The organism is Kitasatospora sp. NPDC023118 (genome assembly GCF_055560875.1).
In genome coordinates this window covers 22233-47146 of sequence record NZ_JBVHHW010000035.1, presented here as the reverse complement: position 1 = coordinate 47146, position 24914 = coordinate 22233, and the positions used below count along the sequence as shown (strand labels likewise).

26 protein-coding genes are annotated in these 24914 nt (G+C 73.0%); 8 read left to right on the top strand and 18 right to left on the bottom strand.

Going from position 1 to position 24914, the window contains the following annotated elements; translation table 11 throughout:
* Window positions 1-66: 66 nt before the first annotated feature.
* The 4 genes from hpt to dacB form a co-directional block, all read right to left on the bottom strand.
* A complete protein-coding gene (gene hpt, locus ACZ3UD_RS32220) occupies window positions 67-621 on the bottom strand; it encodes a hypoxanthine phosphoribosyltransferase (protein WP_030059589.1) in 555 nt (184 codons plus the stop codon).
* Window positions 622-691: 70 nt separating this feature from the next.
* On the bottom strand, window positions 692-1819 hold the full coding sequence (gene tilS, locus ACZ3UD_RS32215; RefSeq protein WP_465595703.1) for a tRNA lysidine(34) synthetase TilS: 1128 nt from the start codon (window positions 1817-1819) through the stop codon (window positions 692-694).
* Window positions 1820-2119: 300 nt separating this feature from the next.
* On the bottom strand, window positions 2120-3304 hold the full coding sequence (locus ACZ3UD_RS32210) for a zinc-dependent metalloprotease (protein ID WP_465595700.1): 1185 nt from the start codon (window positions 3302-3304) through the stop codon (window positions 2120-2122).
* A 368-nt stretch (window positions 3305-3672) separates the two neighbouring features.
* Complete coding sequence (gene dacB / locus ACZ3UD_RS32205; RefSeq protein ID WP_465595697.1) at window positions 3673-5244, bottom strand: D-alanyl-D-alanine carboxypeptidase/D-alanyl-D-alanine endopeptidase; 1572 nt, start codon at window positions 5242-5244, stop codon at window positions 3673-3675.
* 145 nt (window positions 5245-5389) lie between these two features.
* Here dacB and ACZ3UD_RS32200 point away from each other — a divergent pair, with 145 nt between their 5' ends.
* Window positions 5390-5881 carry an inorganic diphosphatase gene (locus ACZ3UD_RS32200; protein WP_030244505.1) on the top strand — a complete coding sequence of 164 codons (492 nt, stop codon included), beginning with the start codon at window positions 5390-5392 and terminating at the stop codon, window positions 5879-5881.
* A gap of 189 nt (window positions 5882-6070) precedes the next feature.
* Here the strand turns inward: ACZ3UD_RS32200 and ACZ3UD_RS32195 are convergent, their stop codons facing one another.
* From ACZ3UD_RS32195 to ACZ3UD_RS32185, 3 genes are all read right to left on the bottom strand, one after another.
* The gene (locus ACZ3UD_RS32195; protein ID WP_030288965.1) at window positions 6071-6280 is read right to left on the bottom strand and encodes a dodecin; all 210 of its coding nucleotides are present in this window, start codon (window positions 6278-6280) and stop codon (window positions 6071-6073) included.
* Between the two features lie 251 nt (window positions 6281-6531).
* Window positions 6532-7491, bottom strand: a complete 960-nt coding sequence (locus ACZ3UD_RS32190) for an asparaginase (protein ID WP_465595694.1) — start codon at window positions 7489-7491, stop codon at window positions 6532-6534.
* 72 nt (window positions 7492-7563) lie between these two features.
* Window positions 7564-8208, bottom strand: a complete 645-nt coding sequence (locus tag ACZ3UD_RS32185; RefSeq protein ID WP_465595691.1) for an RsiG family protein — start codon at window positions 8206-8208, stop codon at window positions 7564-7566.
* Between the two features lie 473 nt (window positions 8209-8681).
* On the opposite strand from ACZ3UD_RS32185, the gene dtd reads away from it, so the two are divergent.
* The gene (dtd, locus tag ACZ3UD_RS32180) at window positions 8682-9122 is read left to right on the top strand and encodes a D-aminoacyl-tRNA deacylase (protein ID WP_465595688.1); all 441 of its coding nucleotides are present in this window, start codon (window positions 8682-8684) and stop codon (window positions 9120-9122) included.
* Between the two features lie 12 nt (window positions 9123-9134).
* On the opposite strand, the gene ygfZ is transcribed toward dtd, so the two are convergent.
* The 3 genes from ygfZ to ACZ3UD_RS32165 form a co-directional block, all read right to left on the bottom strand.
* Window positions 9135-10106 carry a CAF17-like 4Fe-4S cluster assembly/insertion protein YgfZ gene (gene ygfZ / locus ACZ3UD_RS32175; RefSeq protein ID WP_393031751.1) on the bottom strand — a complete coding sequence of 324 codons (972 nt, stop codon included), beginning with the start codon at window positions 10104-10106 and terminating at the stop codon, window positions 9135-9137.
* Window positions 10107-10116: 10 nt separating this feature from the next.
* Window positions 10117-10581 carry a Fur family transcriptional regulator gene (locus tag ACZ3UD_RS32170; protein ID WP_465595684.1) on the bottom strand — a complete coding sequence of 155 codons (465 nt, stop codon included), beginning with the start codon at window positions 10579-10581 and terminating at the stop codon, window positions 10117-10119.
* A gap of 127 nt (window positions 10582-10708) precedes the next feature.
* Entirely contained in the window at window positions 10709-11311 is a 603-nt protein-coding gene (locus ACZ3UD_RS32165) for a heme-binding beta-barrel domain-containing protein (RefSeq protein WP_465595681.1), read from the bottom strand.
* A 350-nt stretch (window positions 11312-11661) separates the two neighbouring features.
* Between ACZ3UD_RS32165 and ACZ3UD_RS32160 the strand changes: the two genes are divergently transcribed.
* Window positions 11662-12024 carry a DsrE family protein gene (locus ACZ3UD_RS32160; protein ID WP_380613195.1) on the top strand — a complete coding sequence of 121 codons (363 nt, stop codon included), beginning with the start codon at window positions 11662-11664 and terminating at the stop codon, window positions 12022-12024.
* Window positions 12025-12046: 22 nt separating this feature from the next.
* On the opposite strand, the gene ACZ3UD_RS32155 is transcribed toward ACZ3UD_RS32160, so the two are convergent.
* The 7 genes from ACZ3UD_RS32155 to ACZ3UD_RS32125 form a co-directional block, all read right to left on the bottom strand.
* Window positions 12047-12337, bottom strand: a complete 291-nt coding sequence (locus ACZ3UD_RS32155) for a DUF3099 domain-containing protein (protein WP_465595678.1) — start codon at window positions 12335-12337, stop codon at window positions 12047-12049.
* Window positions 12338-12400: 63 nt separating this feature from the next.
* On the bottom strand, window positions 12401-12691 hold the full coding sequence (locus ACZ3UD_RS32150) for a DUF1416 domain-containing protein (RefSeq protein WP_030288989.1): 291 nt from the start codon (window positions 12689-12691) through the stop codon (window positions 12401-12403).
* A gap of 39 nt (window positions 12692-12730) precedes the next feature.
* Window positions 12731-13567 (bottom strand): sulfurtransferase, encoded by an 837-nt coding sequence (locus ACZ3UD_RS32145; RefSeq protein ID WP_465595675.1) that lies wholly within the window; start codon window positions 13565-13567, stop codon window positions 12731-12733.
* A 235-nt stretch (window positions 13568-13802) separates the two neighbouring features.
* Entirely contained in the window at window positions 13803-13883 is an 81-nt protein-coding gene (locus ACZ3UD_RS32140; protein WP_350517234.1) for an Ms5788A family Cys-rich leader peptide, read from the bottom strand.
* 226 nt (window positions 13884-14109) lie between these two features.
* A complete protein-coding gene (locus tag ACZ3UD_RS32135; protein ID WP_465595672.1) occupies window positions 14110-14835 on the bottom strand; it encodes an LmeA family phospholipid-binding protein in 726 nt (241 codons plus the stop codon).
* Window positions 14836-15001: 166 nt separating this feature from the next.
* Window positions 15002-16393, bottom strand: coding sequence for a hypothetical protein (locus tag ACZ3UD_RS32130; RefSeq protein WP_465595670.1), 1392 nt, complete (start codon window positions 16391-16393; stop codon window positions 15002-15004).
* A 5-nt stretch (window positions 16394-16398) separates the two neighbouring features.
* Window positions 16399-16692 carry a MoaD/ThiS family protein gene (locus ACZ3UD_RS32125; protein ID WP_465595667.1) on the bottom strand — a complete coding sequence of 98 codons (294 nt, stop codon included), beginning with the start codon at window positions 16690-16692 and terminating at the stop codon, window positions 16399-16401.
* Between the two features lie 655 nt (window positions 16693-17347).
* On the opposite strand from ACZ3UD_RS32125, the gene ACZ3UD_RS32120 reads away from it, so the two are divergent.
* The 5 genes from ACZ3UD_RS32120 (at window position 17348) to ACZ3UD_RS32100 (ending at window position 22883) form a co-directional block, all read left to right on the top strand.
* Entirely contained in the window at window positions 17348-18079 is a 732-nt protein-coding gene (locus ACZ3UD_RS32120) for a response regulator transcription factor (protein WP_380613189.1), read from the top strand.
* A 115-nt stretch (window positions 18080-18194) separates the two neighbouring features.
* Entirely contained in the window at window positions 18195-19253 is a 1059-nt protein-coding gene (locus ACZ3UD_RS32115; protein WP_465595664.1) for a LacI family DNA-binding transcriptional regulator, read from the top strand.
* A gap of 115 nt (window positions 19254-19368) precedes the next feature.
* Entirely contained in the window at window positions 19369-20529 is a 1161-nt protein-coding gene (locus tag ACZ3UD_RS32110) for a S1C family serine protease (RefSeq protein ID WP_465595661.1), read from the top strand.
* A gap of 102 nt (window positions 20530-20631) precedes the next feature.
* Complete coding sequence (locus ACZ3UD_RS32105) at window positions 20632-21402, top strand: response regulator transcription factor (protein WP_465595658.1); 771 nt, start codon at window positions 20632-20634, stop codon at window positions 21400-21402.
* Entirely contained in the window at window positions 21399-22883 is a 1485-nt protein-coding gene (locus ACZ3UD_RS32100; protein WP_465595655.1) for a sensor histidine kinase, read from the top strand. The genes ACZ3UD_RS32105 and ACZ3UD_RS32100 overlap by 4 nt, the downstream gene beginning before the upstream one ends.
* A gap of 58 nt (window positions 22884-22941) precedes the next feature.
* On the opposite strand, the gene ACZ3UD_RS32095 is transcribed toward ACZ3UD_RS32100, so the two are convergent.
* Window positions 22942-24741: a bifunctional metallophosphatase/5'-nucleotidase gene (locus ACZ3UD_RS32095; RefSeq protein WP_465595652.1), complete on the bottom strand. Its 1800-nt coding sequence runs from the start codon at window positions 24739-24741 to the stop codon at window positions 22942-22944.
* Window positions 24742-24914 lie beyond the last annotated feature (173 nt).

Below are 24914 nucleotides of genomic sequence, written 5' to 3'. Positions count from 1 at the left end.
CTCTGTCCCCCCGGTCCAACGGGCGGGAACAACCTACTGTTCCCGCCCGTAGCCCGAACGGGGCCTTCAGCCGCCGTAGACGTGCGGGGCGAGGGTCCCGATGAAGGGGAGGTTACGCAGCTTCTCCGCGTAGTCCAGGCCGTAGCCGACCACGAACTCGTTCGGGATGTCGAAACCGACGTACTTCACGTCGATCTCGACCTTGGCGGCGTCCGGCTTGCGCAGCAGGGTGCAGACCTCGAGCGAGGCCGGGCCGCGCGAGCCCAGGTTGCCCAGCAGCCAGGACAGCGTCAGACCGGAGTCGATGATGTCCTCGACGATCAGGACGTCGCGGCCGGCGATGTCGGTGTCCAGGTCCTTCAGGATGCGCACCACGCCCGAGGACTTGGTGCCCATACCGTACGAGGAGACCGCCATCCAGTCCATGGTGACCTGCGAGTGCAGGGCCCGGGCCAGGTCGGCCATGACCATCACGGCCCCCTTGAGGACGCCCACGATCAGCAGGTCCTTGCCTGCGTAGTCCCGGTCGATCCGCTCGGCCAGCTCCAGGAGCTTGGCGTCGATCTCGTCCTTGCTGATGAGCACCTTCGCGAGGTCAGCGCCCATGTCGTTCTGGTCCACCGGGGATACGTCCTCAAACGTTCGGGGTCTGTGTGGCCGGCGGCCGGCTCCCCCGGGACATGCCTCGCCCTCAGTCGCCCTGCCGCCGAAAGACCAGCGTGCCACACCTGCGGGTGGCCTCGACGCCCCCGGGTAGGTGCAGCGGCCCCTGACCCCGCCATCCGGTGACCAGCAGGTCCACCGCCTCCAGGTGCCGCGCGAACAGGTCCCCGGCCGGACAGCCCGCGCGGAGCGCGGCCCGGCGCAGCACCCGACGCCGTACGGCGGGCGGCAGTTCGGCCAGTTTCACGGCGTCCAGGGCGCCTTCGCCCGCACGGAGGTCGCGTTCGGCCAGAGCGGCCCACTGGTCGAGGGCGTCCGCGTCGTCGCGGAACAGCCGGGCGGTACGGGCCAGCGCCTCCACCACTCCGCCGCCCAGGTGCTTCTCCAGCACCGGCAGCACCTCGTGGCGGACCCGGGAGCGGGTGTAGGCGGGATCACAGTTGTGCGGGTCGTCCCAGACCGGGATCGCCTGGGCGGAGCAGGCCTGTCGGGTGGCCGCGCGGTCCAGCTCCAGCAGCGGACGGCGGTAGCGGCCCTTCTGGGCCGGCATCCCGGCCAGCGAGCGGGCGCCCGAACCGCGGGCCAGGCCCAGCAGGACGGTCTCGGCCTGGTCGTCCCGGGTGTGGCCGAGCAGCACGGCGATCGCGCCGAGCCGCTCGGCGGCCTCGTCCAGGGCGGCGTAGCGGGCGTCCCGGGCGGCGGCCTCGGGGCCGCCGGAGCGGCCGACCCGCACCGGGATCGCCTCGACCGGGTCCAGGCCCAGCGAGCGCAGCCGCTCGGCGACCTGGGCGGCACGGTCGGCGGAGCCGGGCTGCAGGCCGTGGTCGACGGTGACGGCGCCGACCCGCAGGCCGATCTTGGGGGCCTCGAAGGCGGCGGCGATGGCCAGCGCCATCGAGTCCGCGCCGCCGCTGACCGCGACCAGGACCAGCGGCGAACCGGGGGCGGCCGGGGTGCGGGGCAGCCCGGAGGGGTGGCGCGCGGCGTTGCCGATCAGGGTGGTGCCGACGGCGGCACCGACCAGCGGCACCCCGGCCGGGCGCTCGCGGGGCTCGCGCGCGGGCGCGGTGAAGGTGGTACCGGCCTCGGCGGCGAGGTCGGTGAGCGTACGGCGAACGGCCAGGCGTATCGCGGCTACGGCGGGGTGAGGGCCCACGGCGGACGACTCCTCGGCGGAGGGGACAGGACTGCGGTGGGAGCGGCGGGGACCGCGCACCGGCATGAGCGCCGCGTTACCGGGCGCTCACAGATGGTGGCAGAAAGGAGCGACCCGCTACGCCACCCGCGCCACCGGTACGACCACCGTCCCACGTACGGGTGAATGAAGAAACGTATCTTCACCCGCGATCTGCCCGATTGGACCACTCGTACGAGCGGGTTTGACCGCCACCGACCGGCGGCGGTCCCGGCTTGTCGGACTCCTCGGCCCTCCAAGCCCTCTCGGCCCTCAGCGCTCTCAGCGCGCGACCCGGGCGACCCAGGCGGCCGGGTCGTGGATCTCGTCCTTGGTCGGCAGGGTGTTCGGGGAGGTCCACACCCGGTTGAACCCCTCTATGCCCACCTGCTCCACCACCGCGCGGACGAACACCGCACCGTCCTGGTACTGGCGCAGCTTGGCGTCCATGCCGAGCAGCCGGCGCAGCATCAGGTCGAGCCGGTTCGCCCCGCGGTCGCGGCGCTGCTGGAACTTCTCCCGGATCTCCGCGACGGTCGGCACCACGGCCGGGCCGACGCCGTCCATCACCACGTCCGCGTGGCCCTCCAGCAGCGACATCACGGCCGTCAGCCGGCCCAGGATCTCCCGCTGCGCGGGCGACTGGACGATCTCCAGCAGGTTCGCCGAGGAGGAGCTCTCCCGGCCCTCCCGGCCACCCGCCCCCGGCAGACCGCCGCCCAGCGAACCCGCCGCGTCCCGCAGCCGGTCCAGCAGCGCGCCCGGGTCGACGTCCGTCTCGGCCAGGAAGGACTGCACCTCGGACTGGATGTGGTCGCGCAGCCACGGCACCGCGGTGAACTGCGTCCGGTGCGTCTCCTCGTGCAGGCAGACCCAGAGCCGGAAGTCGGACGGGTCGACGTCCAGCTCGCGCTCGACGTGCACGATGTTCGGCGCCACCAACAGCAGCCGGCCCGGACCGGGGCCCTCCGGGCCCAGCCGCGGCTTGTCGAACAGCGCCGCCGGGCTGTCCGGCGCCTCCAGCGAGGGCTCCGCCGGGGCGAAGGTCTCGTACTGGCCCAGCACCTTGGTCGACAGGAACGCCAGCAGCGCCCCGACCTCGATCCCGGTCGCCTTCTCCCCCACCGCGCCGAACACGCCCGCCGCCGCGCTGTTTGCCCGACGCGCCTGCAGCTTCTCCACCAGCGGCTGGACGACCGTCCGGAAACCCGCCACGTTCGCCCGCACCCACCCCGGGCGGTCCACCACCAGCACCGGGGTGGTGGCGGCCGCGGTCAGACTGCTCGACCGCATCCCGGTGAACGCCCGCACGTGCTCCTCGGCCTCCAGGGCGTGCCGGCGCAGCTCGGCGACCACCGCCGCCGCCTCCGCCCGGCTCACCTCCGGCCCCGGCCGCACCAGCCTGGTCGCGGTTGCGACCGCGAGATTCCAGTCGACCATGTCAGCCCCGCCACTCGCGCTCGTCATGCCCTCACCGTACGTGCTCCCCATCACCAACGGCAGCCACCCGCCCCGAACACCCGCCCGGCCCTACCGGGAGCCGCGACCGTCGGACGGAGGCACCGGTTCACGGGCTCGGGCGGCGGGCGAATTCGCCCGTTCCGCACCTACCCTGCCCGCCCGCACACCCGCCCGAACCCGGCCACCGGCCACCCGCGTCGGAGGTCACCGCCGTCGGACCCGCGGCGGCGGCAGTGGCAGCCGATCCGGACGGCAGCCGACCGGCCTCACCCCCGACGGGGCGGGGCGGTTGTCGACGTCGTCAGCGGCCGGAGGAGGGCGGGTGAGCCGGGCTGACGGTCGGCGGAGCCCCGCCCTCCTCCGGCGCGGAGCGGTCAGTGGCAGCCGCAGGCGGCGAGGTGGGCGGCGATGCGGTCCATGGCGGCGCGGGCGGTGTCGGCGGGGGCGGAGGTGCGGGTCATTACGGCGAAGGCGAGGAGGCGGCCGTCGGCGTCGACAACGGTGCCGGCCAGGGTGTTGACGCCGCTGAGGGTGCCGGTCTTGGCGCGGATCAGGCCGGCCGCGTCGGCGGCGCCGGAGCCGGAGCCGTAGCGCTTGTTGAGGGTGCCGGTGAAGCCGGCGACCGGGAGGCCGGTGAGGACCGGGCGCAGGGCGGGGTGCTGTTCGGAGGCGGCCAGGGCCAGGAGCCGGACCAGCACGGCCGGCGGTATCGCGTTGCCCGGGTCCAGGCCGCTGCCGTCGTTGAGGACCACGCCGGTCATCGGCACCCCGAGCTTGGTGAGCTCCTGGGTGACGGCGGTAGCCGCGCCCTCGAAGCCGGCCGGCTGGTGCGCGGCCAGGGCGACCTGACGGGCGATCGCCTCGGCGAGCTGGTTGTCCGAGGTGGTCAGCAGGCGCTCGACCAGCCGGGCCACGGTCGGCGAGTCGACCTTGCCGAGGACGGCGGCGTCGGCGGCGGCCGGGGCGGCGGCCGGCTTGGCCTTCCCCTCGACGGTGACGCCCTGGGCGGCGAGCTGCTTGGCGAAGGCCTCGGCGGCCGCGCCGGCCGGGTCGGCGACCCGGTCCGGGGCCTCCTCCCTGCTCTTGGGGTCGACCTTGGCCTCGTCCACCATCAACGGGACGACCAGGGCGATGTTCTGGTTGTCGGGCTTCTTGTCCTGCGGGTTGCCCGCGTACATGGACAGGTCGTAGTCCAGCTTGACCGTAGTGGTGCCGGCCGCCTTGAGCGCGGCGGCGGTCTGCCGGGCGAGCGCCTCCAGCGAGGCGGGGGCGGTGTCGGCGTCGGCGGGCTGGCCGCCGATCTGCACCTGGTCGGCGGGCAGTGCGGTGAGCGTCGGGTCCCCGCCGCCGACCAGGGTGATGGTGCCCGGGTCCGCGCCGCGGACCACCCGGGTGGTGAGCCGGGTGTCGCCGGGGATCAGCGACAGGGCCGCGACCGTGGTGGCCAGCTTGGTGGTGGAGGCGGGGGTGGTCGCGGTGTTCTCCCCGGAGCCGTACAGGAGTTGGCCACCGGCGACGTCCTCGACGGCGATCGTCACGGTGCCCAGGCTCTTGTCCGCGAGGGCGGGCGCGAGGGCCTGCTGCAGGCCCTGAGCGGTGGGGACGGCGGCCTCCGGGCCGTTCTCTGCGGTGGCCAGGACGGCGCCCGTCGCGGGCACCGGGCGCGCGAGCGGCGAACCGCTGCCACCGGGCGTGGCGGCGGGCGGTTCGGCCCGACGGGTGGGGCCGGCGCTCGGACTCTCTCCCGTACGGGGCTTGCCCTTCCCGTGGTCGCCCTTCTTGCCGCCCTGGTCGCCCTGGTCGCCCTTCTTGCCTCCCTGGTCGCCCTGGTCGCCCTGGTCGCCCTGGCTGTTGTCGTCCTCGCCCTGCCCGGCGCTGTGCCCGCCGGGGGCCGGGGACGGTTGCGCATACGCACCGCCCGAGGTCAGGACGGTTCCGGCGACCAACAGGGCCGCTCCGAACAGTCCCGCGGCCGTCCCCCTGCGGCGGCGCGCCGCCCCTCCCCCAGCTCCCACCGACCGGCCCCTTTCCCGAGCACTCACTCCCGTAGGAGACACTTGGATTCTGTCAGTCCCTACCTTGGAGGAACCGTTGGAGTTCGACGTCCTTATCGAAATCCCGAAGGGCTCTCGTAACAAGTACGAGGTCGACCACGAGACCGGCCGTCTGCGGCTCGACCGGATGCTCTTCACCTCGACCCGCTACCCGGCCGACTACGGCTACGTCGAGGGCACGCTCGGCGAGGACGGCGACCCGCTGGACGCCCTGGTCATCCTGGACGAGCCGACCTTCCCGGGGTGCCTGATCAAGTGCCGCGCCATCGGCATGTTCCAGATGACCGACGAGGCCGGCGGCGACGACAAGCTGCTCTGCGTCCCGGCGACGGACCCGCGCTGGGAGCACCTGCGCGACATCCACCACGTGTCGGAGTTCGACCGCCTGGAGATCCAGCACTTCTTCGAGGTCTACAAGGACCTGGAGCCGGGCAAGTCCGTCGAGGGCGCCAACTGGGTCGGCCGCGCCGAGGCCGAGGCCGAGGTCACCGCTTCGATCAAGCGTCTCGCGGAGCAGGGCGGTCACTGAACCGTCGTTCCGATCCCGCTCGACCAGGACGGTTCGAGACAGGTCGGTCGGGACAGCCCGGGGCCGGGGCCCGCGGATTCGTCCGCGGACCCCGGCCTCTGTCGTGTCCGGGGCCGGTGCCCCTGGCCCGGTGCCCCTGGCCTGGTGCCCCTCGCCCGGTGCGCCGTCCCGGTCCGCCGCTTCCGGGGCTCAGTCCTCCAGCCGGAAGCCGACCTTGATGCACACCTGGTAGTGCTTGATCCGGCCGTCCTCCAGATGGCCCCGGACCTGCGAGACCTCGAACCAGTCGAGGTTGCGCAGCGTCCGGGAGGCCCGTTCCACCCCGTTGCGGATCGCGGCGTCGACGCTCTCGGTCGAGGATCCGACGATCTCGGTCACCCGGTACACATGGTCGGTCATGGCGGACTCCCTCAGCTGTGAGACGGCCCCCGGTCCACCGTGCACCGCCCCCGCCCGGCCCGCACCCCGACGGCCGTCGGCGGGCGTCCCGGGAGGCGCCGGGGCGCGCCTTGTGGATCTTGTCGGATCGGACCGCGGCGTTGGGGTGCGTGCATCGCGAGGCGGAGGAGGGAGCCACTGCGGTGGGGGCACCACCCGGCCGAAGGCCGGGGGAGCGTCGCGGGCCCGGCAGAGATCCGCAAGACACGCCCCTAGAACGCCGCCCGGACCTGCCCGACCGGGACGCCGCCACCGAGCAGCGGGGCCGCGCCGATCCGCTCGACGGTGTCCTCCACGCCGGTCACCCCGAGCCGGCGCAGCGCGGCCGCCAGCACCGGGCCGCGGGCCCGCTCGGCGCCGTCGTCGATCTTGAAGGCGAGCGCCCGCCCGTCCGGCAGCGCGACCACCTGGACGGCCTCGGCGCCCATCTTGGACAGCGCGCCTGGGACGGCCCGCATCAGCCAGGTGTCGGCCCGGCGGGTGCCGGCCACGTACTCGGGGTGGGCGCGCATCGCGTCGGCCACGCGGCGCTGCGCGGTACCCTCGGCGGCCAGCACCAGGCCGCGGTAACCGCGGGCCAGGCCGGTCAGCGTGACGGCCAGCAGCGGGGCGCCGCAGCCGTCCACACCGGCGTGCGCGGGGACCTCGCCGGTGCCCTCCTCTAGGGCCTCGCGGGCCAGCCGCTGGATCGGGTGGGCCGGGTCGAGGTAGCCCTCGGTGTCCCAGCCGTTGGCGACGCAGGCGGCCAGCCAGCCGGCGTGCTTGCCGGAGCAGTCCATCAGGATCGGGGCACGGCGGCCGCCGGTGCCGAGCAGCAGCTCCGCCTCGGTCTCGTCCAGCGGCAGGTCGGCCGGGGTCCGCAGGGCGCTCTCGTCGAGCCCGGCGGAGCCGAGGATGGCCCTGACCCCGTCCAGGTGAAACGATTCCGCGGAGTGGCTGGAGGCCGCCAGCGCCAGCAGCTCGCCCTCGATCGCCAGCCCGGCCCGCAGGGTGGCCACCGCCTGGAAGGGTTTGGCCGTCGAACGGGGGAAGACCGCCGCGTCGGGGTCGCCCAGCGCGAACTCCACCGAACCGTCGGCGGCGAGCAGGACCAGGGAGCCGTGGTGGCGGCCCTCGGTGAAGCCCGAGCGTATGACCTCGGCGAGCACGGGCGGGGTGGCGGACTGGGACATCGGGGAGCCTTCCGGGGGCGAGGGTGGGCCGGGAGGAAGCCGGACCGCACCCGCCCGCGACGACTCACCCGGTCAGAGCGGCCTCTCCGAGAGCAGGTCGTCGACCCGTGCTTCCCCATCACGGTACCTGCGGGTGATCTCGGCACTGCAACCGTCGGCCGTCCGCAGCAGCCGCTGGCGCCGCCCGGAGACCTCGCGCTCGTGCGCGCGCAGCCGCTCCAGGGCGGCCAACAGCTCCTCGACGGGGTGCGCGGCGAGGTCGGCGAGCTGGACGTCGCCCATCAGCGCGTCCGCCTCCAGCTGGGACTCCTGGGTGCGCGGCGGGCCGAGGGTGACGTGCCGGGCGGAGCGCCGCACGGTGGAGGGCGCGTCGGTCAGGATGGCCGGCAGCCGGTCCAGCAGGTCGCCGCCGCCCCCTTCGCCGGTCGGCGGGGCGTCGCTCCCCTGGCCGCCCGCCCGGGCGGGGTGGGCGGGGCCGCGGCCGGGGCGCCGGTCGAGCTCGGCACGCAGGATGTCCATCCGTCCGTGCAGCAGCCGCCGCAGGTAGGACAGGTCGGCCTCCTGCTCCAGGGTCTCCCGGCGCAGCACCCGCAGCTGGTCCAGGCCCAGCCGCTCCAGTTCGGGTTCGCCGCCCGGGACGGCCGCCCAAGAGGGGTCCCCGGGAACCTGCGCCACCTGTCCGGAGCGGTTCCGCGCCGCGCTGCTCGCGTCCATCATCCAGCCCACCTGCCGTCGTCCGATCCCGCCCGCTCGCGGCACCCCGTCCCTGCCGCCGGTCCGGCCCGTCCCCCGACGGGCCCGCACGTCCCGTCCGTTGGCACACCCGGGGGCCCCGAAGGGTTCCGTCCCCCGGCCGGAACCACCCGCCGGGGCGACCCGGCCAGAACGCCTGACCTACCGGCTCGACCGCCCGGCCGAACCCGGGCCCGGTGCGGCGGACCTTCAGGCGCGCCGGGCCCTTCGTACGGTTCCCCAGCGTGCCACCCCACCCGGCGCGCGCGCACCGCCCGTGCACCCGAACGGCCCCCTGGCGAACGGGGGTGGCTGATATGACCAGCCCTTTCCGCAGGAAGAACCGCGCCCGAACCTGCGCAGGCGCGCGCCGCACGGCGTGCGCCCCGCTGCGCGCGCCCCAGATGTGCGCCCCGAGGGGCTACGGGGGCGGTACGGCGCTCCGGCACAATGGCGGCATGCGAGCAGTGGTGCAGCGAGTGACCGAGGCCCGGGTGACCGTGGCCGGAGAGACCGTCGGCGCGATCGAGGGGCCCGGGCTGTGCGTCCTGGTCGGCGTCACCCACGGGGACACCCCGGCGAAGGCGGCTCAACTGGCCCGCAAGCTCTGGACCTTGCGGATCCTGCCGGCCGACGAGGAGGGCGTGGAGCAGAGTTGCTCGGACATCGGCGGCCCGCTGCTGGTGATCAGCCAGTTCACCCTCTACGGGGACGCCCGCAAGGGCCGCCGCCCCACCTGGACCGCCGCCGCCCCCGGGCCGGTCGCCGAGCCGCTGGTGGACGAGGTGGTCGCCCAACTGCGCGCGCTGGGCGCCAAGGTGGAGACGGGCCGGTTCGGCGCCGACATGCAGGTGGCGCTGGTGAACGACGGCCCGTTCACCGTCCTTGTCGAGGTCTGAGCCCCGGATCCGCTACTGCGGGACGATCACGTCCTGGGTGCCCGGCACCGTCCCGGCCAGCAGCACCGCGTCCACCGGCACGTTCCGCTTGACGATCGCCAGCGCGATCGGCCCCAGCTCGTGGTGCCGGGCCGAGGAGGTCACGAAGCCCAGCGCCCGCCCGTCCGGGTCGGCGGCCAGCCGCACCTCGGTGCCGTGCGGAGGCAGGGTCTCCTCGGTGCCGTCCAGGTGCAGGAAGACCAGCCGGCGCGGCGGGCGGCCCAGGTTGTGCACCCGGGCGACGGTCTCCTGGCCGCGGTAGCAGCCCTTCTGCAGGTGGACGGCGGTGCGCAGCCAGTCCACCTCGTGCGGGATGGTCCGGTGGTCGGTCTCGAAGCCCAGCCGGGGCCGGTGGCCCTCGATCCGCAGCGCCTCGTACGCCCAGACCCCGGCCGCCGGGCCGTACCCGGCGGTGAGCTCCTCCAGCTCGGCGCGCGGCAGGAACAGGTCCCGCCCGTAGGGGAGTTCGCGCACGGCGGCGGCGCCCTCGACGGAGGCGGTGGAGCCGGCCGGCAGGTGGACCAGGGCGTAGTCGGCGGTCGCGTCGGCGACCTCCACCCGGTAGAAGAACTTCATGCTCTCCAGGTAGGCGACCAGCGCGCCCTGGGTGCCCGGCTCGACGTGCGCCCAGGTGGTGGTGCCGTCGTCGACCAGGTAGAGCGCGTGCTCCACGTGCCCGTGCGGGGAGAGCACCAGCGCCTCGGTGGCGTGCTGCGGCCGCAGCTCGCTGACGTGCTGGGTGAGCAGCAGGTGCAGCCAGGAGAGCCGGTCGTCGCCGGTGACGGTGACCACGCCGCGGTGCGAGAGGTCCACGAAGCCGGCGCCCTGTGACAGGTTCCGTTGCTCGCGGAAGATGTCGCCGTAGTGGGCGGCGACACCCTCGTCGGCCCCCTCGGCGGGGACGGCTCCGGGCAGGGCAAGCAGCGGGCTCTTCTCACCGGTCATACCGGCCAGCTTACGACCGGCCGTCCGCTCGCCCGGCGGCGCAGTCGGCGCAGCGGCCGAAGATGGCGAAATGCTTGAGGTCGGTGTCGAAGCCGTGCTCCTCGCGCAGCCGGTCGATCAGCGGCTGGGCGATCTCGGTGCCGGTCTCAGTGACCTTCTCGCAGTCCCGGCAGACCAGGTGCAGGTGGTGGTGGCGGCCGGCCAGGTGGTAGGTCGGGGCGCCGTGGCCGAGGTGGGCGTGCGAGACCAGGCCCAGCTCCTCCAGCAGCTCCAGGGTCCGGTAGACGGTGGAGATGTTGACGCCGCTGGCGGTCTTGCGGACGTGGCAGAGGATGTCGTCGGGGGTGGCGTGGTCGAGGACGTCGACGGCCTCCAGCACGAGCTGCCGCTGCGGGGTCAGCCGGTAGCCGCGCTCGCGCAGGTCGGCCTTCCAGTCGCCGGAGAGCTGCCAGTCGGTGGTGCCGGTGTCCGCCACGGTGCTGTCCCTGTCAAGGTCGGGGGTCCTGATGCAAGTGTAGGGACCGGCAGCGGGCCGGTCCCTACCTCGTGCGCGGGCCTGACTTGAGCTGCGCCTACTTGAGCTGCGCCTACTTGAGCTGTGCCTACTTGAAGAAAGCGATGCCGTCGTCCGGCAGGTCGTTGATGTCCTTGATCAGCTGGGCCGGGCTGAGCACCTTCTTCAGCTGCGCGGACATGTACGGGCGCAGCGGCACGTTCGGGGCGGCCTTCTCGCCGACCCAGAGCAGCTCGCCGTTGACGAAGCCGTACAGCCGCTTGCCGCCGGAGTACTCCGGGGAGCCCTCGATCCGGGCCACCGCGTCGGTGGAGACGTCGACCTGCGGCTTGCCGTCGGCCAGCTCGCCGTACCAGATCTCGACCGTGCCGTCGTCACGCACGGAGGAGATCTCGATCCCGCGGGCGCCGGTGGTGCCGTCCTGGTTACTGGTGATGCGCCAGAACGCGTGCTCGTTCTCCAGCGGGCGGACCTTCTCGCCGTCGTTGTCCAGCACCCAGGTGCGGGAGCGGAACTCCAGGAAGGGCCGGCCGTCGTGACGGATCACGATCTCCTGGCCGAAGTTGCACTTCTCCGCGCCCGGGCCCCCCGCATCAGGCAGAGGGGCATAGACGCCCGCGCCCTCCCAGGTGCCGAGGAGGAAGGCGAGCGGGACGACGTCCTTGTGGAGGTCAGAGGGGATCTCGATCATGTTCCTGGTCGCTGTCGTGGTCGGTGCGGTCTGCCTCAACCGTACGGCAGGCTCAGCGCTGGCCCTGGTACAGCTTCATCACCGAGAAGATGGCGAACCAGGTGATCAGCACGGCCATGAAGGCCAGCAGACCGTCGAAGAACATTTCCAGACCGGACACGGGGGGCTCCCAGGCGGCGACAGTGTGGTGGATTTTGCTGGCGCTCACTCTATCCGCCGGGCTTCGGCCGGTCGCGGTGAGCCCCGCCACGTCGCGGTTCGCGCCCCCGCGCTCCGGCGCCGCCCAAGGTTTCCCCAAGGGATTCCGGGATGACGGCGGGCCGGGACGGCGGGACCTCTAAGGTGGCGCCATGTCGAAGAAGCTCGTCATCAAGGTCACCGCCGGGGCGGACGCGCCGGAGCGGTGCTCGCAGGCGTTCACGGTGGCGGCCGTGGCCGTCGCCAGCGGGATCGAGGTCTCGCTCTGGCTGACCGGGGAGTCCTCCTGGTTCGCCCTGCCGGGGAAGGCGGCGGAGTTCGAGCTGCCGCACGCGGCGCCGCTGCCGGACCTGCTGGAGTCGATCCTGGCGGCCGGCTCCGTGACGCTGTGCACCCAGTGCGCGGCCCGGCGCGGGATCGAGCAGAAGGACACCGTCGAGGGCGTCCGGATCGCGGGCGCGCAGGTCTTCGTCAGCGAGATCATGTCGGACGGCGTCCAGGCGCTCGTGTACTAGGCCGCCGGGCCTGTCCGGGCCCCTAGGACTGCCCTCCCGAGGAGTCGCGCGGCTCGTGGTCGGGGCGGTCCCGGTCGTGACCGGGGTCGTCCCACTTCGGGTCGTCCCAGCGCGGGTCGTTCCACCAGTCGTCGTCCGGGTCGCGCTTGTTGGCGAACACCGCGGCGGCCGGCGGGATGACCATCGCGACCACGCACAGGGCGACCGCGGCACCCACCGAGAAGAACCGCACCACGCCCCAGGCCATGACGAACAGGCCCAGGCACACGCCCATCATGGCGAAGTAGAAGCGCCGCCGACGCCTTGCCTGCACCTCTCCACGGTACGGCCGAGGGCCCTGCCGCGGCAGGGCCCTCGGGGTGATCGTCCGATCCGGTCAGACCGCGATCGCGACCTCGACGGCGGTGCCCTGGGAGGCCACCACCTGACGGTCCACGGTCTGGCCCGGGACGAGCGCCCGCAGGGTCCACTTGCCCGGGCGGGCGAAGAACCGGAACTGACCGGTCGCCGAGGTGGGCACCTCGGCCGTGAACTCGTTGTTCTCGTCCAGCAGCCGGACGTAGCCGTTGACCGGCTCACCGTCGCGGGTCACCGAACCCTGGATGATCGTCTCGTTCGCCACGTCAACTCCTGCCAGGTCCGGGCCGCCGGCCTTCGCGCCGCACATGTCTGTCTTCCCTTCTGACTTACGGGTCGAGCCGGAGGCTCAGTTGCTGCCGAGCTCGATCGGCACGCCGACCAGGCTGCCGTACTCGGTCCACGAACCGTCGTAGTTCTTCACGTTCTGCTGGCCGAGCAGCTCGTGCAGCACGAACCAGGTGAGCGCGGAGCGCTCGCCGATCCGGCAGTAGGCGATGGTGTCCTTCGCCAGGTCGATGCCCTCGGCCTCGTACAGGGCCTTGAGCTCCTCGTCGCTCTTGAAGGTGCCGTCGTCGTTGGCGTTCTTGGCCCACGGGATGTTGCGGGCGCTCGGCACGTGGCCGGGGCGCTGCGACTGCTCCTGCGGGAGGTGGGCCGGGGCGAGCAGCTTGCCGGAGAACTCGTCGGGCGAGCGGACGTCGACCAGGTTGAGGGTGCCGATGGCGGCGATCACGTCGTCGCGGAAGGCGCGGATCGAGGCGTCGGCGGGCTGCGCCGCGTACTCGGTGGCCGGGCGGGCCGGGACCTCGGAGACCAGGTCGCGGGAGTCCAGCTCCCACTTCTTGCGGCCGCCGTCCAGCAGGCGGACGTCGCCGTGGCCGTACAGCTTGAAGTACCAGTAGGCGTACGACGCGAACCAGTTGTTGTTGCCGCCGTAGAGCACGACGGTGTCGTCGTTGGCGATGCCCTTGGCGCTGAGCAGCGCCTCGAAGCCGGCCTGGTCGATGAAGTCGCGGCGGACCGGGTCCTGGAGGTCCTTCTTCCAGTCGATCCGGACGGCGTTGCGGATGTGGTTCTTGTCGTACGCGGAGGTGTCCTCGTCGACCTCGACGATGACGACCTTCGGGTCGTCCAGGTGGGCCTGGACCCAGTCGGCGTCGACCAGGACGTCGCTGCGGCTCATGGTGATGTTCTCCATCCGAGGGCGGTTGGCGGAAGGTGCTGCTCAGGAGGGGTGCTGCGGGGGTGCCCGGGCGGATGCGGTCCGAAATCCTGTCCGAATGATGGGACGGATGGGGCGAACCGGGACGGCCGGGCGGGGAGTTGCGGAGTACGGCGGCAACCGCTGGCCCGAACAGCCGGGCGAGGTCGCCGTAGAGATCGGCGGCGGGCGTCAACTGCCCTGCCAGGACGCCGACTTAGCGCATTCGACACAGACAGGCAGCCACGCGGCACAGGTCGACCGCCCGCCGCTTCGTGAGATCCGTCTGTCGCTTCATGCCGACGATGCTAGGGACACCCGAGGCCCGCTGTCATCAGCGTATCGAATATCGAGATCGAAACGACCGAATACCGGGATTTGGCCGGGATGTGACCAGGCGGGCACCGGCCGGGCCCCCGGCGGCGGCACACAACGGGCGGAAACGGAACCGCCCCGCGGTCCGCGCTGGACAGCGCGTCTCGCGGAGCGGAACGGAGGCGGAACGGAGGCGGAGCGTGGCCGCGTCAGCCCAGCAGCTTGACGCCCTTGCCCTCGAAGGACAGCTGGAGGCCCTCCGGCAACGGCGTCGCGCCGTCCTTCTCGGCCAGCTTCAGCCCGGCCGGCATCGAGTCGAGGGTGAAGCTGGCGGGCTGGATCTTCCGATTGGTGAGCCCGGCGACCATCTCGGCCAGCGAGCTCAGCTTGAGGCCGTCCACGGTGATGGTGTCGCCCTCGTTGTGCACGGTCGCCTCGCCGACCGAGACCGGCCCCAGCGAGGCCTTGATCTTGCCCGGCCCGCCGTACGACAGGCTCAGCCGGGAGTTGCCGCCGCCGCCCGGCAGCGGGGCGCCGCCCAGCAGCTCGGAGGCCGGCGGCAGCAGCTGGGCGAGGTCCTGGTAGGAGATCACGCCGCTGCCGGTGCCGTCGTCCACGGTGGCGCTGTTCAGGTTGTCGGTCACCTCGACCCCGGAGAGCTTGGCCTTGAAGGAGTGCAGCGCCACCTGGTGGCCGTTGTTCTGGACCGTCAGGCCGTCCGAGGAGATCCGGACGTCGTCCAGCTTCTTCGAGATCACCTGGGTCAGGAACGGGAAGCCCTCGATCGTCACGTCCGGCCGCTGGCTCATCTGGCCGCTCTTCACCATCCGGTCGGCGGCCTCGTCCTCGGCCACCCCGACCGCGATCCGGTCGGCGCCCACCAGCAGCCCGGAGAGCACCGCCAGGGCGATCGTCGCCTTCAGCCATCCGCGCATCGTGTCCCCCGTCGTCGCCGGTCGCTGTCGTCGTCCGCTGTGGTCTGTCGCTGTGGTCTGTCGCTGTTCCTGGCGGCCGCCCTGACGCGGCCGCTCCCGCACGACCGTACGACGTCCCGCCCCGGAACGTGGTTCCGGGGCGGGAGATCGAAGTGGCGTACCCGGCTCAGCCGGCCAGCAGGTCGGTGGCGATCCAGATCAGCGGCGCGGACACCGCCAGCGGCAGCGCCACGCCTGCCGTCATGTGCACGAAGCGGGACGGGAAGTCGTACGCCGCGACCCGGCGGCCGACCAGCGCGCCCAACCCGGCGAGCGCCCCCAGGGCCAGCGGCGCGCCCACCAGGAAGCCCAGCAGCACCGCCGCGACCAGGCCCAGCACCGGGCCCAGCTGCTTCGGACCGGGCAGCGGCGCCGCCGCCAGCAGGGTGGCCAGCGCGACCGCGCCCACCCCGGCCGGCACCCACTCGGCCAGCAGCAGCGTGGTGCACAGCGCCGTCACCACGGTGGCCGAGCCCAGCACGGTCAGCGCGTAGAACCGCTCCTTCGGGTCCGACGGACGGAACGTCTGCAGCACCAGGACCAGCAGGAAGAACCCGCCCAGGGTGCCCACCACGGCCGCCACGCCGCCGTGGGAGTTCGCCAGCAGCACCGCCACGTCGGCGGTGAGCCCGGCCAGCGCGGCGAGCAGGATGCCCTGGCGGGCCGGCCACATGCCGTTCAGCCGGAACCAGCCGGCCGCCGTCAGCAGCTGCAGCAGCGCGACCACCAGGGCCAGCGCCACCTGGCCCAGCGCGGCACCGCCGGCCAGCAGCGCGGCCACGCCGGCCGTGATCAGGGCGGGCTGCAGGCCCGGGTCGATGATCGGCGAACCGGTCCGGCCGCGCGGGCCGGCGGCGGGCGGCGCGACCGGCACCGGCTGCGCCGGGACGGACCCGTACGGCGGGGCGGCAGCCGGGGCGACCGGGGCGTCCGGGCGCTTGAGCGTCATGGTCGGCGGGTCGAAGCCGAGCCCGGCGGCCGGCATCCCGGCAGCGGACGGCACGACGGGTGCGGCCTGCTGCGGGTCGGGCTGCGACGCCGGGGCAGCGTGCCGTGCCCGGGCGGGCTGCTGCGGCTGCACCGGCGGCGACTGCGTCGCGGGCTGCTGCATCGCGGGCTGCTGCACCGGCGGCTGCATCGGCTGCTGCATCGGGGGCTGGCCGAGGTGCCGCGGCGGGGCGACCGGCATCGCACCGGAGACCGTCACCGGCGGCAACAGCGTGGTGGCCGCCATGTCGTCCATCGGCGGGACGGGCGGGAGCAGGGTGGTCGCCGCCATGTCGTCCACCGGGGGCACCGGCGGCAGCAGGGCGGTGGCGGCCGCGTCGTCCATCGGCGGGACGGGCGGGAGCAGCGTGGTCGCCGCCTCGTCGCCCACCGGATAGCCGTACGAGTGCTGCTGCGGGTGCTGCTGCGGGTGCTGCTGCGGGTGCTGAGCCTGCCGCTGCGGATGCGGATAGGGCTGCTGCTTCCAGTCGCCGTAGCCGCCGCCGTGGTTCGGGGTGTTCATGTCCGTCACGCCGCTCAGCCTCCCGCGAACGGCGGGAGGACCTCGACCGTCCCGCCCTCGGTCAGGGCCACGGTCGCGTGGTCCCGGCCGCCCACCTGCGCGCCGTCGACCAGGTACGAGCAGTGCCCGAGCAACTGGACGAGCTTCGGCCGGTCGGCGTGCCGCTCCTTGGCCGCCGCCAGCGCCTCCGCCAGGCTCGCCGCCTCGTACGGCTCCTCGGCCAGCCCGGCCTCGGACTTCGCCGCCGCCCAGTAGCGGATCGTCCCGCGCACCCGGGCGCCGCTCGCGGGCTCGGTGGTCGCGCCCATCGGGCCACCCCTTCCGTTCGTCCTCGCCCGGCCCCGGTGACCCGGTCCGGCTCGCCACCGGAACGCCCGCCCGACCACCCGAACGATGGACCCGGGCAGCGCCGCCGATGTGCGTCCCATGATGGCGTGTCCGCCGGTGCGAGCGGCAATCGCCCTGGCCGGACGGGCCCGGAGCGGCGCTCGAAGCTGTGTCCAGGCTCACCCGGCGCACGCCCGGATTGGGCGAACCGCCGGATTCGCGCACTCCCGGTGCGGAAGGCGGTCGGCTATCCTCGTGCTCCAAGAGGGATCCGGGCAGAGTCGCCCCCGGGTCCTTTTGTGCTTTCAGGACGCCAGTACGGACGTTCGTGCGATTCGCCGGCCCACCCCCGGCGTGCCGCAGGAACCGCCCCGCCTCTCGCGGCACAAGGACGTGCCGGGTCGGCGGGGTGTCGCCACCCGGCGCCGGGCCGCCACCCGGGACCGGACCAGACCGGAGGGTTCGCGGGATGAACAGGGCAGAAACGGTGCGCCCGGGGTTGCGGGACCCCCGGCGCGCTGCGCGCTCCCCCGAAACCGCCCGGGCGTCCTCCCCCCTCCCCTCAGCACCTGCGCCCTCCGGCTGCGGCGGCAGCCATGACGCGACCGCGACGACCCGGAAAGGGGACCACCGGGTATGAGTTCTCTCCTCCTCCTCACCAACGCACTGCAGCCGTCCGCCGAAGTGCTGCCGGCCCTCGGCCTGCTGCTGCACAACGTCCGGGTGGCCCCCGCCGAGGGGTCGGCCCTGGTGGACACCCCCAGTGCGGACGTCATCCTGGTCGACGGGCGGCGCGATCTGCCGCAGATCCGCAGCCTGTGCCAGCTGCTGCGCTCCACCGGCATCGGCTGTCCGCTGATCCTGGTGGTCACCGAGGGCGGCCTGGCCGCCGTGACCGCCGAGTGGGGCATCGACGACGTCCTGCTGGACACCGCCGGCCCGGCCGAGGTCGAGGCCCGGCTGCGGCTCGCGCTCGGCCGGCTCCAGGTCGCCGTCGACGACAGCCCGATGGAGATCCGCAACGGCGACCTCTCGGTCGACGAGGCCACCTACTCCGCCAAGCTCAAGGGCCGGGCGCTCGACCTCACCTTCAAGGAGTTCGAGCTGCTCAAGTACCTCGCCCAGCACCCCGGCCGGGTCTTCACCCGGGCGCAGCTGCTGCAGGAGGTCTGGGGCTACGACTACTTCGGCGGCACCCGGACGGTGGACGTCCACGTCCGGCGGCTGCGCGCCAAGCTGGGCGTCGAGCACGAGCAGCTGATCGGCACCGTGCGCAACGTCGGCTACCGCTTCGTCGTCCCGGAGAAGCCCGAGAAGGGCGAGCGTCCCGAGCTCGCCCAGCGCCCCTCCGCGCCACTGGAGGCCTGACCCCGGAGCCGGGCGGGCCGTCCCCCGCCCGGCTCGTCCGGATTGCGCCCGGTGTGCCCCGGGGCGGACCCAGATCCCACTGCCGCCCCGAGGGCCACACGCGTAGACTCCCCTCGTGGCCAAGGTGACGCGCGACGATGTAGCCCGACTGGCTGGGACCTCGACCGCGGTCGTCAGCTACGTGATCAACAACGGGCCGCGCCCGGTCGCGCCCGCGACCCGGGAGAAGGTCCTCGCGGCGATCGAGCAGCTCGGCTACCGGCCGAACAGCGTCGCCCAGGCGATGGCCTCCCGCCGGACCAACCTGATCGGCATGGTCGTCCCGGACGCCCGCCAGCCCTTCTTCGCCGAGATGGCGCACGCCGTGGAACGGGCAGCCTCCGAGCGCGGCAAGCTCGTGCTGATCGGCAACTCCGACTACGTGGACGACCGCGAGGTCCACTACGTCCGCGCCTTCCTCGGCATGCGGGTCTCCGGCCTGATCCTGGTCAGCCAGGGCCCCTCGCAGCGCGCCGCCGAGGAGTTCGCCGCGATGGAGGGGGCGAAGGTGGTGCTGCTGCACCGCCGGCCCGAGGCGATCGACGACGTCGCGGTGGTCACCGACGACGTGGGCGGCGCCGAGGCCGTCGTCCGCCACCTGCTGGAGGTGCACGGGCACCCGTACGTCGCCTGCTTCGGCGGCCCGGTCGAGTCCCCGGCCCCCGGCGACCCGGTCATCGACCACGTCGAGGGCTGGCAGCGTGCCATGGACGCGCACGGCATCCCCACCGAGCCGCACCTGATCGACGCGCCCTTCCACCGCTACGGCGCCTACGACGTCGCGCTCGGCCTGCTGAGCTCGCCGGACCGGCCCCGGGCGATCTTCTGCTCCACCGACGACCAGGCCATCGGCGTGCTGCGGGCCGCCCGCGAGGTCGGCCTGCGCGTCCCGGAGGACCTCGCGGTGGCCGGCTTCGACGACGTGCCCGAGGCCGCGCTCGCCGACCCGCCGCTGACCACCGTCGCCTCCGACCGCGACGCGATGGCCCGGGCCGCCGTGGACCTGGTGCTGGACGACTCGCTGATGGTCCCCGGCTCGGACACCGAGCGGGTCCGCAAGTTCCCGTCCCGCCTGGTCATCCGCCGTTCCTGCGGCTGCGACGGAGCGGCGCCCGGCCGGGCCTCGACGGAATAGCCGATTCCGCTCCGGAGGCAGCCTGACCAGGCTTTATGAGAACCGAACGGGCTTCTCGGAGCCTTCTGAGCCGCTTCTCATCCGGTCCTCATCCGCCAGGCGGACCTTGGTCGGCATGAGCGAACAGCAGCAGCACGACCCCGGCGAGCGCCACGACCCGTACCAGCCCCGCGTGATCGAGGGCACCGTGCTCGGCAGCGGTACCGAAAGCACCGGAAGCACCGACCCCCGCGCCGGGTACTCCTACCACGAGGACCACTCCGGCGGCAGCTTCGACGGACCGCCCCCTCCCCCGCCGATCCCGCCCGAGCCGCCCACCGTCCTCGGCCACCCCTCGGACCCCGGGGGCCCCGGCCACGGCAGCCGGGCCAGGCGCGGCCTGCTGCGCGGACGGCTCGCCCTGGTGACCGCCGTCGCCGCGATCGCCGCCGTCATCGGCGGGGTCACCGGCGGGGTCGTCGCCGCCGACCGGCAGTCCTCCGGCAACCACGTCGGCGCCATCGCCAGCCCGGTCTCCGCCCGCTCCGACGGCAGCGCCGACGTGCCGGCCATCGCCGCCGCCGTGTCGCCCAGCGTCGTCCAGATCACCGTCAAGAACGGCAACGGCACCGCCACCGGCACCGGCGTCGTCCTGAACACCGGCGGCCAGATCCTCACCAACTTCCACGTGATCGACACCGCGGCCAGCGGCGGCCGGATCACCGTCACCTTCAAGGACGGCTCCACCGCGCCCGCCACCGTCACCGGCACCGACAAGAACCTCGACGCCGCCGTGATCACCGCGACCGGCGGCAAGAACCCCACCCCTGCCGTCCTCGGCGACTCCTCCGCCGTGGCCGTCGGCGACCCCGTCGTGGCCATCGGCAACCCCGACGGCCTCACCGGCACCGTCACCTCCGGCATCATCAGCGCCGAGAACCGCGACGTCACCGTCCAGCTCGACGAGGGCAGCACCGGCAACAACGGCGGCTTCGGCTTCCCCAACCTGCCCGGCCTGCGCGGCAGCATCCCGCAGCAGCAGAGCGGCGGCGACACCACCACCTACAAGGCCTTCCAGACCGACGCCGCCCTCAACCCCGGCAACTCCGGCGGCCCGCTGATCAACGCCAACGGCCAGGTCATCGCCATCAACTCGGCCATGTACGCCCCCAACGGCACCAACTCCACCGCCGGCGGCGGCACCAGCACGGCCGGCAGCGTCGGCCTCGGCTTCGCCATCCCGATCAACGACATCAAGCAGGTCCTGCCGAAACTCGAAGCCGGCCGCAACCTGTGAGTCACAGCCTGTGAGCCACAATCCGTAAGAGCCGGTAAGAGTCCGCGAGGCGGACAATTGCTCCCAGCAGGCCCTCCACCCGACGAGAAAGGGCACCAGCCCATGACCCCGTCCGCCGACGACCGCACCCCCACCGAGGCCGGCCACCCCTCCGCCCGGCTCCTCGTGGTCGACGACGAACCCGCCCTCCGGGACGCCCTGGAGAGCAGTCTCGCCTTCGAGGGCTACGAGGTCGCCACCGCCACCGACGGCTACGAGGCACTGGAGTCCGTCGAACGCGACAAGCCCGACCTCGTCCTGCTGGACATCATGATGCCCCGGATGGACGGCCTCACCGCCGTCCGCCGGATGCGCTCCCGCGGCGACACCGTCCCGGTGCTGATGCTCACCGCCCGTGACGCCGTCGGCGACCGCGTCACCGGCCTCGACGTCGGCGCCGACGACTACCTCGCCAAGCCCTTCGAACTCGACGAACTGCTCGCCCGCGTCCGCGCCCTGCTGCGCCGCAACGCCCTCGCCGCCGAGGCCGCCGCCCGCGCCGCCGCCGAGGACGAGAGCGAGGTGCTCGCCTTCGCCGACCTGCGGATGAACACCGCCACCCGCGAGGTCACCCGCGCCGGCAAGCCGGTCGAACTCACCCGCACCGAGTTCATGCTGCTGGAGATGTTCCTCTCCCACCCCCGCCAGGTCCTCACCCGCGAGCAGATCCTCAAGGCGGTCTGGGGCTTCGACTTCGAGCCCTCCTCCAACTCCCTGGACGTGTACGTGATGTACCTGCGCCGCAAGACCGAGCAGGGCGGCATGCCGCGCCTCATCCAGACCGTACGAGGCGTCGGCTACGCCCTGCGCCCGGCCGCCGGCACGAGCGCGTGAGCACGGTTCCGCCTCCACCCCTGGCTCCGCCCCGCGCGCCCGGCCGCCGCAAGCGCGTCGTCCACTGGCTCCGCTCCCGCTCGCTGCGCGGCCGCCTCACCTTCCTGAGCGCGGCCGCGGTGGCGGTCGCCATCGCCATGTCGGCGCTGGCGTGCTGGTTCATCGTGGAGAAGCAGCTGTACGACCAGGTCCGGACGGACCTGCTCAACGCTCCACAGCCCCGGGTCCCCGCTACGGTGTACTGCGCCTCCTCGCCTGCGGCAGCTCTGACGCCTCAGGGCTCCTCCCCGACCGAGAGCAACGGTCCCGTACTCAGGGATGTCCAGTTCGTTCTGGCGAACACCGGCCAGGTCTGCTTCCCGGAGCGCGCGGGCCGAGCCATCACACTCAAGCCGAGCGACGATGCGGCATACCACCTCAAGCCCGGCCAGTCGATCATCCGTGACGGCACGTACACCAACGGCGATCCCGCCGTCGTCCGCATCTCCACGTTCCCGAACCACTCCATCGGCCCTGTGCTGGTGATGGTCGCCACCCCCACCCAGTCCGTCGAGGACTCCCTCCAGGGCCTCGCCATCCTCCTCGGCGCCGTCTCCCTCGGCGGCATCCTCCTGGCCGCCGTCGCCGGACGCCTGGTGGCCCACTCCTCGCTCAAGCCCGTCGACCGGCTCACCGACGCCGTCGAGCACATCGCCCGCACCGAGGAGGTCGGCACCACCATCCCGGTGCACGGGGACGACGAGATCGCCCGCCTGTCCACCTCCTTCAACTCCATGAGCACCGCCCTCGCCAACTCCCGCGAGCGCCAGACCCGGCTGATCGCCGACGCGGGCCACGAGCTCCGGACGCCGCTCACCTCCCTGCGCACCAACGTCGACCTGCTGATCCGCAGCAACGACACCGGCCGCCCGCTGCCCCCGGCGACCAAGACCAAGCTGCTCGGCAACATGAAGGCGCAGATGCAGGAACTCACCGTCCTGATCGGCGACCTGCTCCAGCTCTCCCGCCCCGACACCCCGAAGGCCGGCCCCAGCCTCACCGTGGTCGCCCTGCACGAGATCGTCGGCCGGGCCGTCGAGCGGGCGAAACTCCGTGGCCCCGGGCTGGCCTTCGAGACGACCACCGAGCCCTGGTTCGTGCACGGCGACGCGGCCGGTCTGGAGCGGGCCGTGATCAACCTGCTGGACAACGCGGTCAAGTACAGCCCGCCCGGCGGGACCATCGAAGTGCGGCTGCAGCAGGGCGTGTTGACCGTCCGCGACCACGGCCCCGGCATCCCGCCGGACGAGCTCCAGTACGTCTTCGACCGGTTCTGGCGCTCCCCCTCCTCGCGCCAACTGCCCGGCTCCGGCCTGGGGTTGTCGATCGTCGCGCAGAGCGTGCGGGAGGCGGGCGGGGAGGTCACCCTCGGCCCGGCCGAGGACGGCGGACCGGGCGCGCTGGCCACCGTACGGCTGCCCGGCGGCCCCACCCCGGAGTGACGAAGGACGGGCGGGGCGCCCCGACAGCGCCCCGCCCGTCCTCATGTCCGGCTCACGGTCAGTCGATGTCACTGCCCGGGCCGAGGACCTTGATCCGGTCCTGCGCCGGCGGCTTCAGCGGCGAGGCCGCCGAGCTGTGGGCCGCCAGGTAGGCCGTGAAGACGTCCAGGTCGGAGACGCCGACGAGCTTGTCGGTGCCGGCCGCGAAGGCCGGGAAGCCGTCGCCGCCGCCGGCCAGGAACTCGTTGGCCGCGACCCGGTACTTGCCGGCCGGGTCGACCGGCGCGCCGTTCAGGCGGATCGAGTCGACGAGGACCCGGTCCGCGCCGGTCTTGCGCATGTCCAGGGTGTAGTGCAGGTTCGAGGACGCCTGGAGCACCTTCGGCGCGGCGTCGTTGAGGCCGCTGACCTGCTGCTGGAGCAGCTGGATCAGCTGGGCGCCGGTCAGCGTCTTGACCTGCATCATGTTGGTGAACGGCTGGACGGTGAACGCCTCGCCATAGGTCACCACGCCGTCGCCCTCACTCCCCGAGGCCTTGTAGACCAGGTCGGAGCGGATGCCGCCGGGGTTCATGAAGGCGACCTGGGCCCCGCCCTTGGGGCCCGGGGCGAGCCCCTCCAGCTGCGCGTCGGCGATCACGTCGCCGAGCGGCTTCTCCAGGTCGCCGCTGCCGCGGCCGTTGATGTCCGAGGTGATGTAGCCGATCGGCCGGTTGGCGATCGGGGCGGCAAGCTTGGCGTAGTGGTCGATCAGCGCCGTCATGTCCGGGGCCTTCTCGACCGTGCGGCGCACCACGTGGTTCTCGGCCTTGACCGAGGGGCGCACGATCTCGCCGGTGGTCTTGTCCAGCTTCATGTCGATCTCGGTGAACAGCCGGCCGAAGGAGGCGGCACTGGTCACCGAGCGCGGCACGCCGTTGGGGTCGGGGATGGTGCAGGCGTACGAGTTGTGGGTGTGGCCGGTGATGATGGCGCCGACCGACGGGTCGATCTTCTTGGCGATGTCGACGATCGGGCCGGAAACGCCCTGGCCGGCCGGGCCGCAGCCGTAGTTGTAGACGCTGCTGGCCGGGTAGCCGCCCTCGTGGATCAGCGCGACGATCGAGTTGACGCCCTTGGACTTCAGCTCCGCGGCGTACTTGTTGATCGTGGTGACCTCGTTGGCGAACTTCAGACCCTTGACGCCCTCGGCGGTCACGATGTTCGGCGTGCCCTCCAGGGTGACGCCGATGAAGCCGATCTTCACGCCCTGCGACTTGGTCACCCAGTACGGGGGCAGCAGCGGCTTGCCGGTCTGCTCGTCGGTGACGTTGGCCGACAGGTAGTTGAAGTTGGCGCCCTTGAAGGTGCGGCCGGGCTCGTAGCAGCCGTCCGTCGGGTGGCAGCCGCCCTCCTGCTTGCGCAGCAGCTCCGCAGCGCCCTGGTCGAACTCGTGGTTGCCCACGGAGGTGACGTCCAGGCCGAGCTTGTCCATCGCCTCGATGGTCGGCTCGTCGTGGAACAGCGCCGAGGTGAGCGGGCTGGCCCCGACGATGTCGCCGGCCGCGACGGTGATCGAGTCGTCGGCCGGGATCCGGGCCTGGCGCAGTTCGGTGGCCAGATACTCGATGCCGCCGGCCGGGGTCGAGACGACCTGGCCGGTGGCCGGGTCGACCTCCTTGATCGTGCCGGAGGACCCGGCCGGGGGCTCCAGGTTGCCGTGGAAGTCGTTGATCGCCAGCAGCTGGAGGTTGACGGTCTTGTGACGCTTGGCATTGGCGTCGGCGGCCTGGGCGGCCGTCGGCACGGCCACCGTGCCGAACAGACCTGCGGCGGCGACAACGGCGAGCGCCGTCCGTCGTGATCTGACGGTGAGCATGAGGGGTCCCCTGCACCTTGGAGGAGCGCCGGCGGCGGACAGCACCGGCGTTCGGGCATGTGTTGTGCGTGTGCAGCCTAGAGTCAACGCGCGTAGCTGTCAGGACGTCTGACGTAACAAGACGATTACCTGCTGACGAACCGTCGCCGTCCCCGTGGTGCGCGGACTACGGA

Bases quoted from the DNA above. Each gene is read 5' to 3' on its own strand.
- ACZ3UD_RS32105 (WP_465595658.1), top strand. From the start codon at position 20,632: ATGACCCCGTCCGCCGACGACCGCACCCCCACCGAGGCCGGCCACCCC.
- ACZ3UD_RS32095 (WP_465595652.1), bottom strand. From the start codon at position 24,741: ATGCTCACCGTCAGATCACGACGGACGGCGCTCGCCGTTGTCGCCGCC.
- ACZ3UD_RS32210 (WP_465595700.1), bottom strand. From the start codon at position 3,304: ATGACGAGCGCGAGTGGCGGGGCTGACATGGTCGACTGGAATCTCGCG.
- ACZ3UD_RS32110 (WP_465595661.1), top strand. From the start codon at position 19,369: ATGAGCGAACAGCAGCAGCACGACCCCGGCGAGCGCCACGACCCGTAC.
- ACZ3UD_RS32140 (WP_350517234.1), bottom strand. From the start codon at position 13,883: ATGAAGCGACAGACGGATCTCACGAAGCGGCGGGCGGTCGACCTGTGC.
- ACZ3UD_RS32190 (WP_465595694.1), bottom strand. From the start codon at position 7,491: ATGTCCCAGTCCGCCACCCCGCCCGTGCTCGCCGAGGTCATACGCTCG.
- ACZ3UD_RS32120 (WP_380613189.1), top strand. From the start codon at position 17,348: ATGAGTTCTCTCCTCCTCCTCACCAACGCACTGCAGCCGTCCGCCGAA.
- dtd (WP_465595688.1), top strand. From the start codon at position 8,682: ATGCGAGCAGTGGTGCAGCGAGTGACCGAGGCCCGGGTGACCGTGGCC.
- ygfZ (WP_393031751.1), bottom strand. From the start codon at position 10,106: ATGACCGGTGAGAAGAGCCCGCTGCTTGCCCTGCCCGGAGCCGTCCCC.
- ACZ3UD_RS32135 (WP_465595672.1), bottom strand. From the start codon at position 14,835: ATGCGCGGATGGCTGAAGGCGACGATCGCCCTGGCGGTGCTCTCCGGG.
- ACZ3UD_RS32185 (WP_465595691.1), bottom strand. From the start codon at position 8,208: ATGATGGACGCGAGCAGCGCGGCGCGGAACCGCTCCGGACAGGTGGCG.
- ACZ3UD_RS32195 (WP_030288965.1), bottom strand. From the start codon at position 6,280: ATGACCGACCATGTGTACCGGGTGACCGAGATCGTCGGATCCTCGACC.
- ACZ3UD_RS32150 (WP_030288989.1), bottom strand. From the start codon at position 12,691: ATGTGCGGCGCGAAGGCCGGCGGCCCGGACCTGGCAGGAGTTGACGTG.
- ACZ3UD_RS32125 (WP_465595667.1), bottom strand. From the start codon at position 16,692: ATGGGCGCGACCACCGAGCCCGCGAGCGGCGCCCGGGTGCGCGGGACG.
- ACZ3UD_RS32145 (WP_465595675.1), bottom strand. From the start codon at position 13,567: ATGAGCCGCAGCGACGTCCTGGTCGACGCCGACTGGGTCCAGGCCCAC.
- ACZ3UD_RS32160 (WP_380613195.1), top strand. From the start codon at position 11,662: ATGTCGAAGAAGCTCGTCATCAAGGTCACCGCCGGGGCGGACGCGCCG.
- ACZ3UD_RS32165 (WP_465595681.1), bottom strand. From the start codon at position 11,311: ATGATCGAGATCCCCTCTGACCTCCACAAGGACGTCGTCCCGCTCGCC.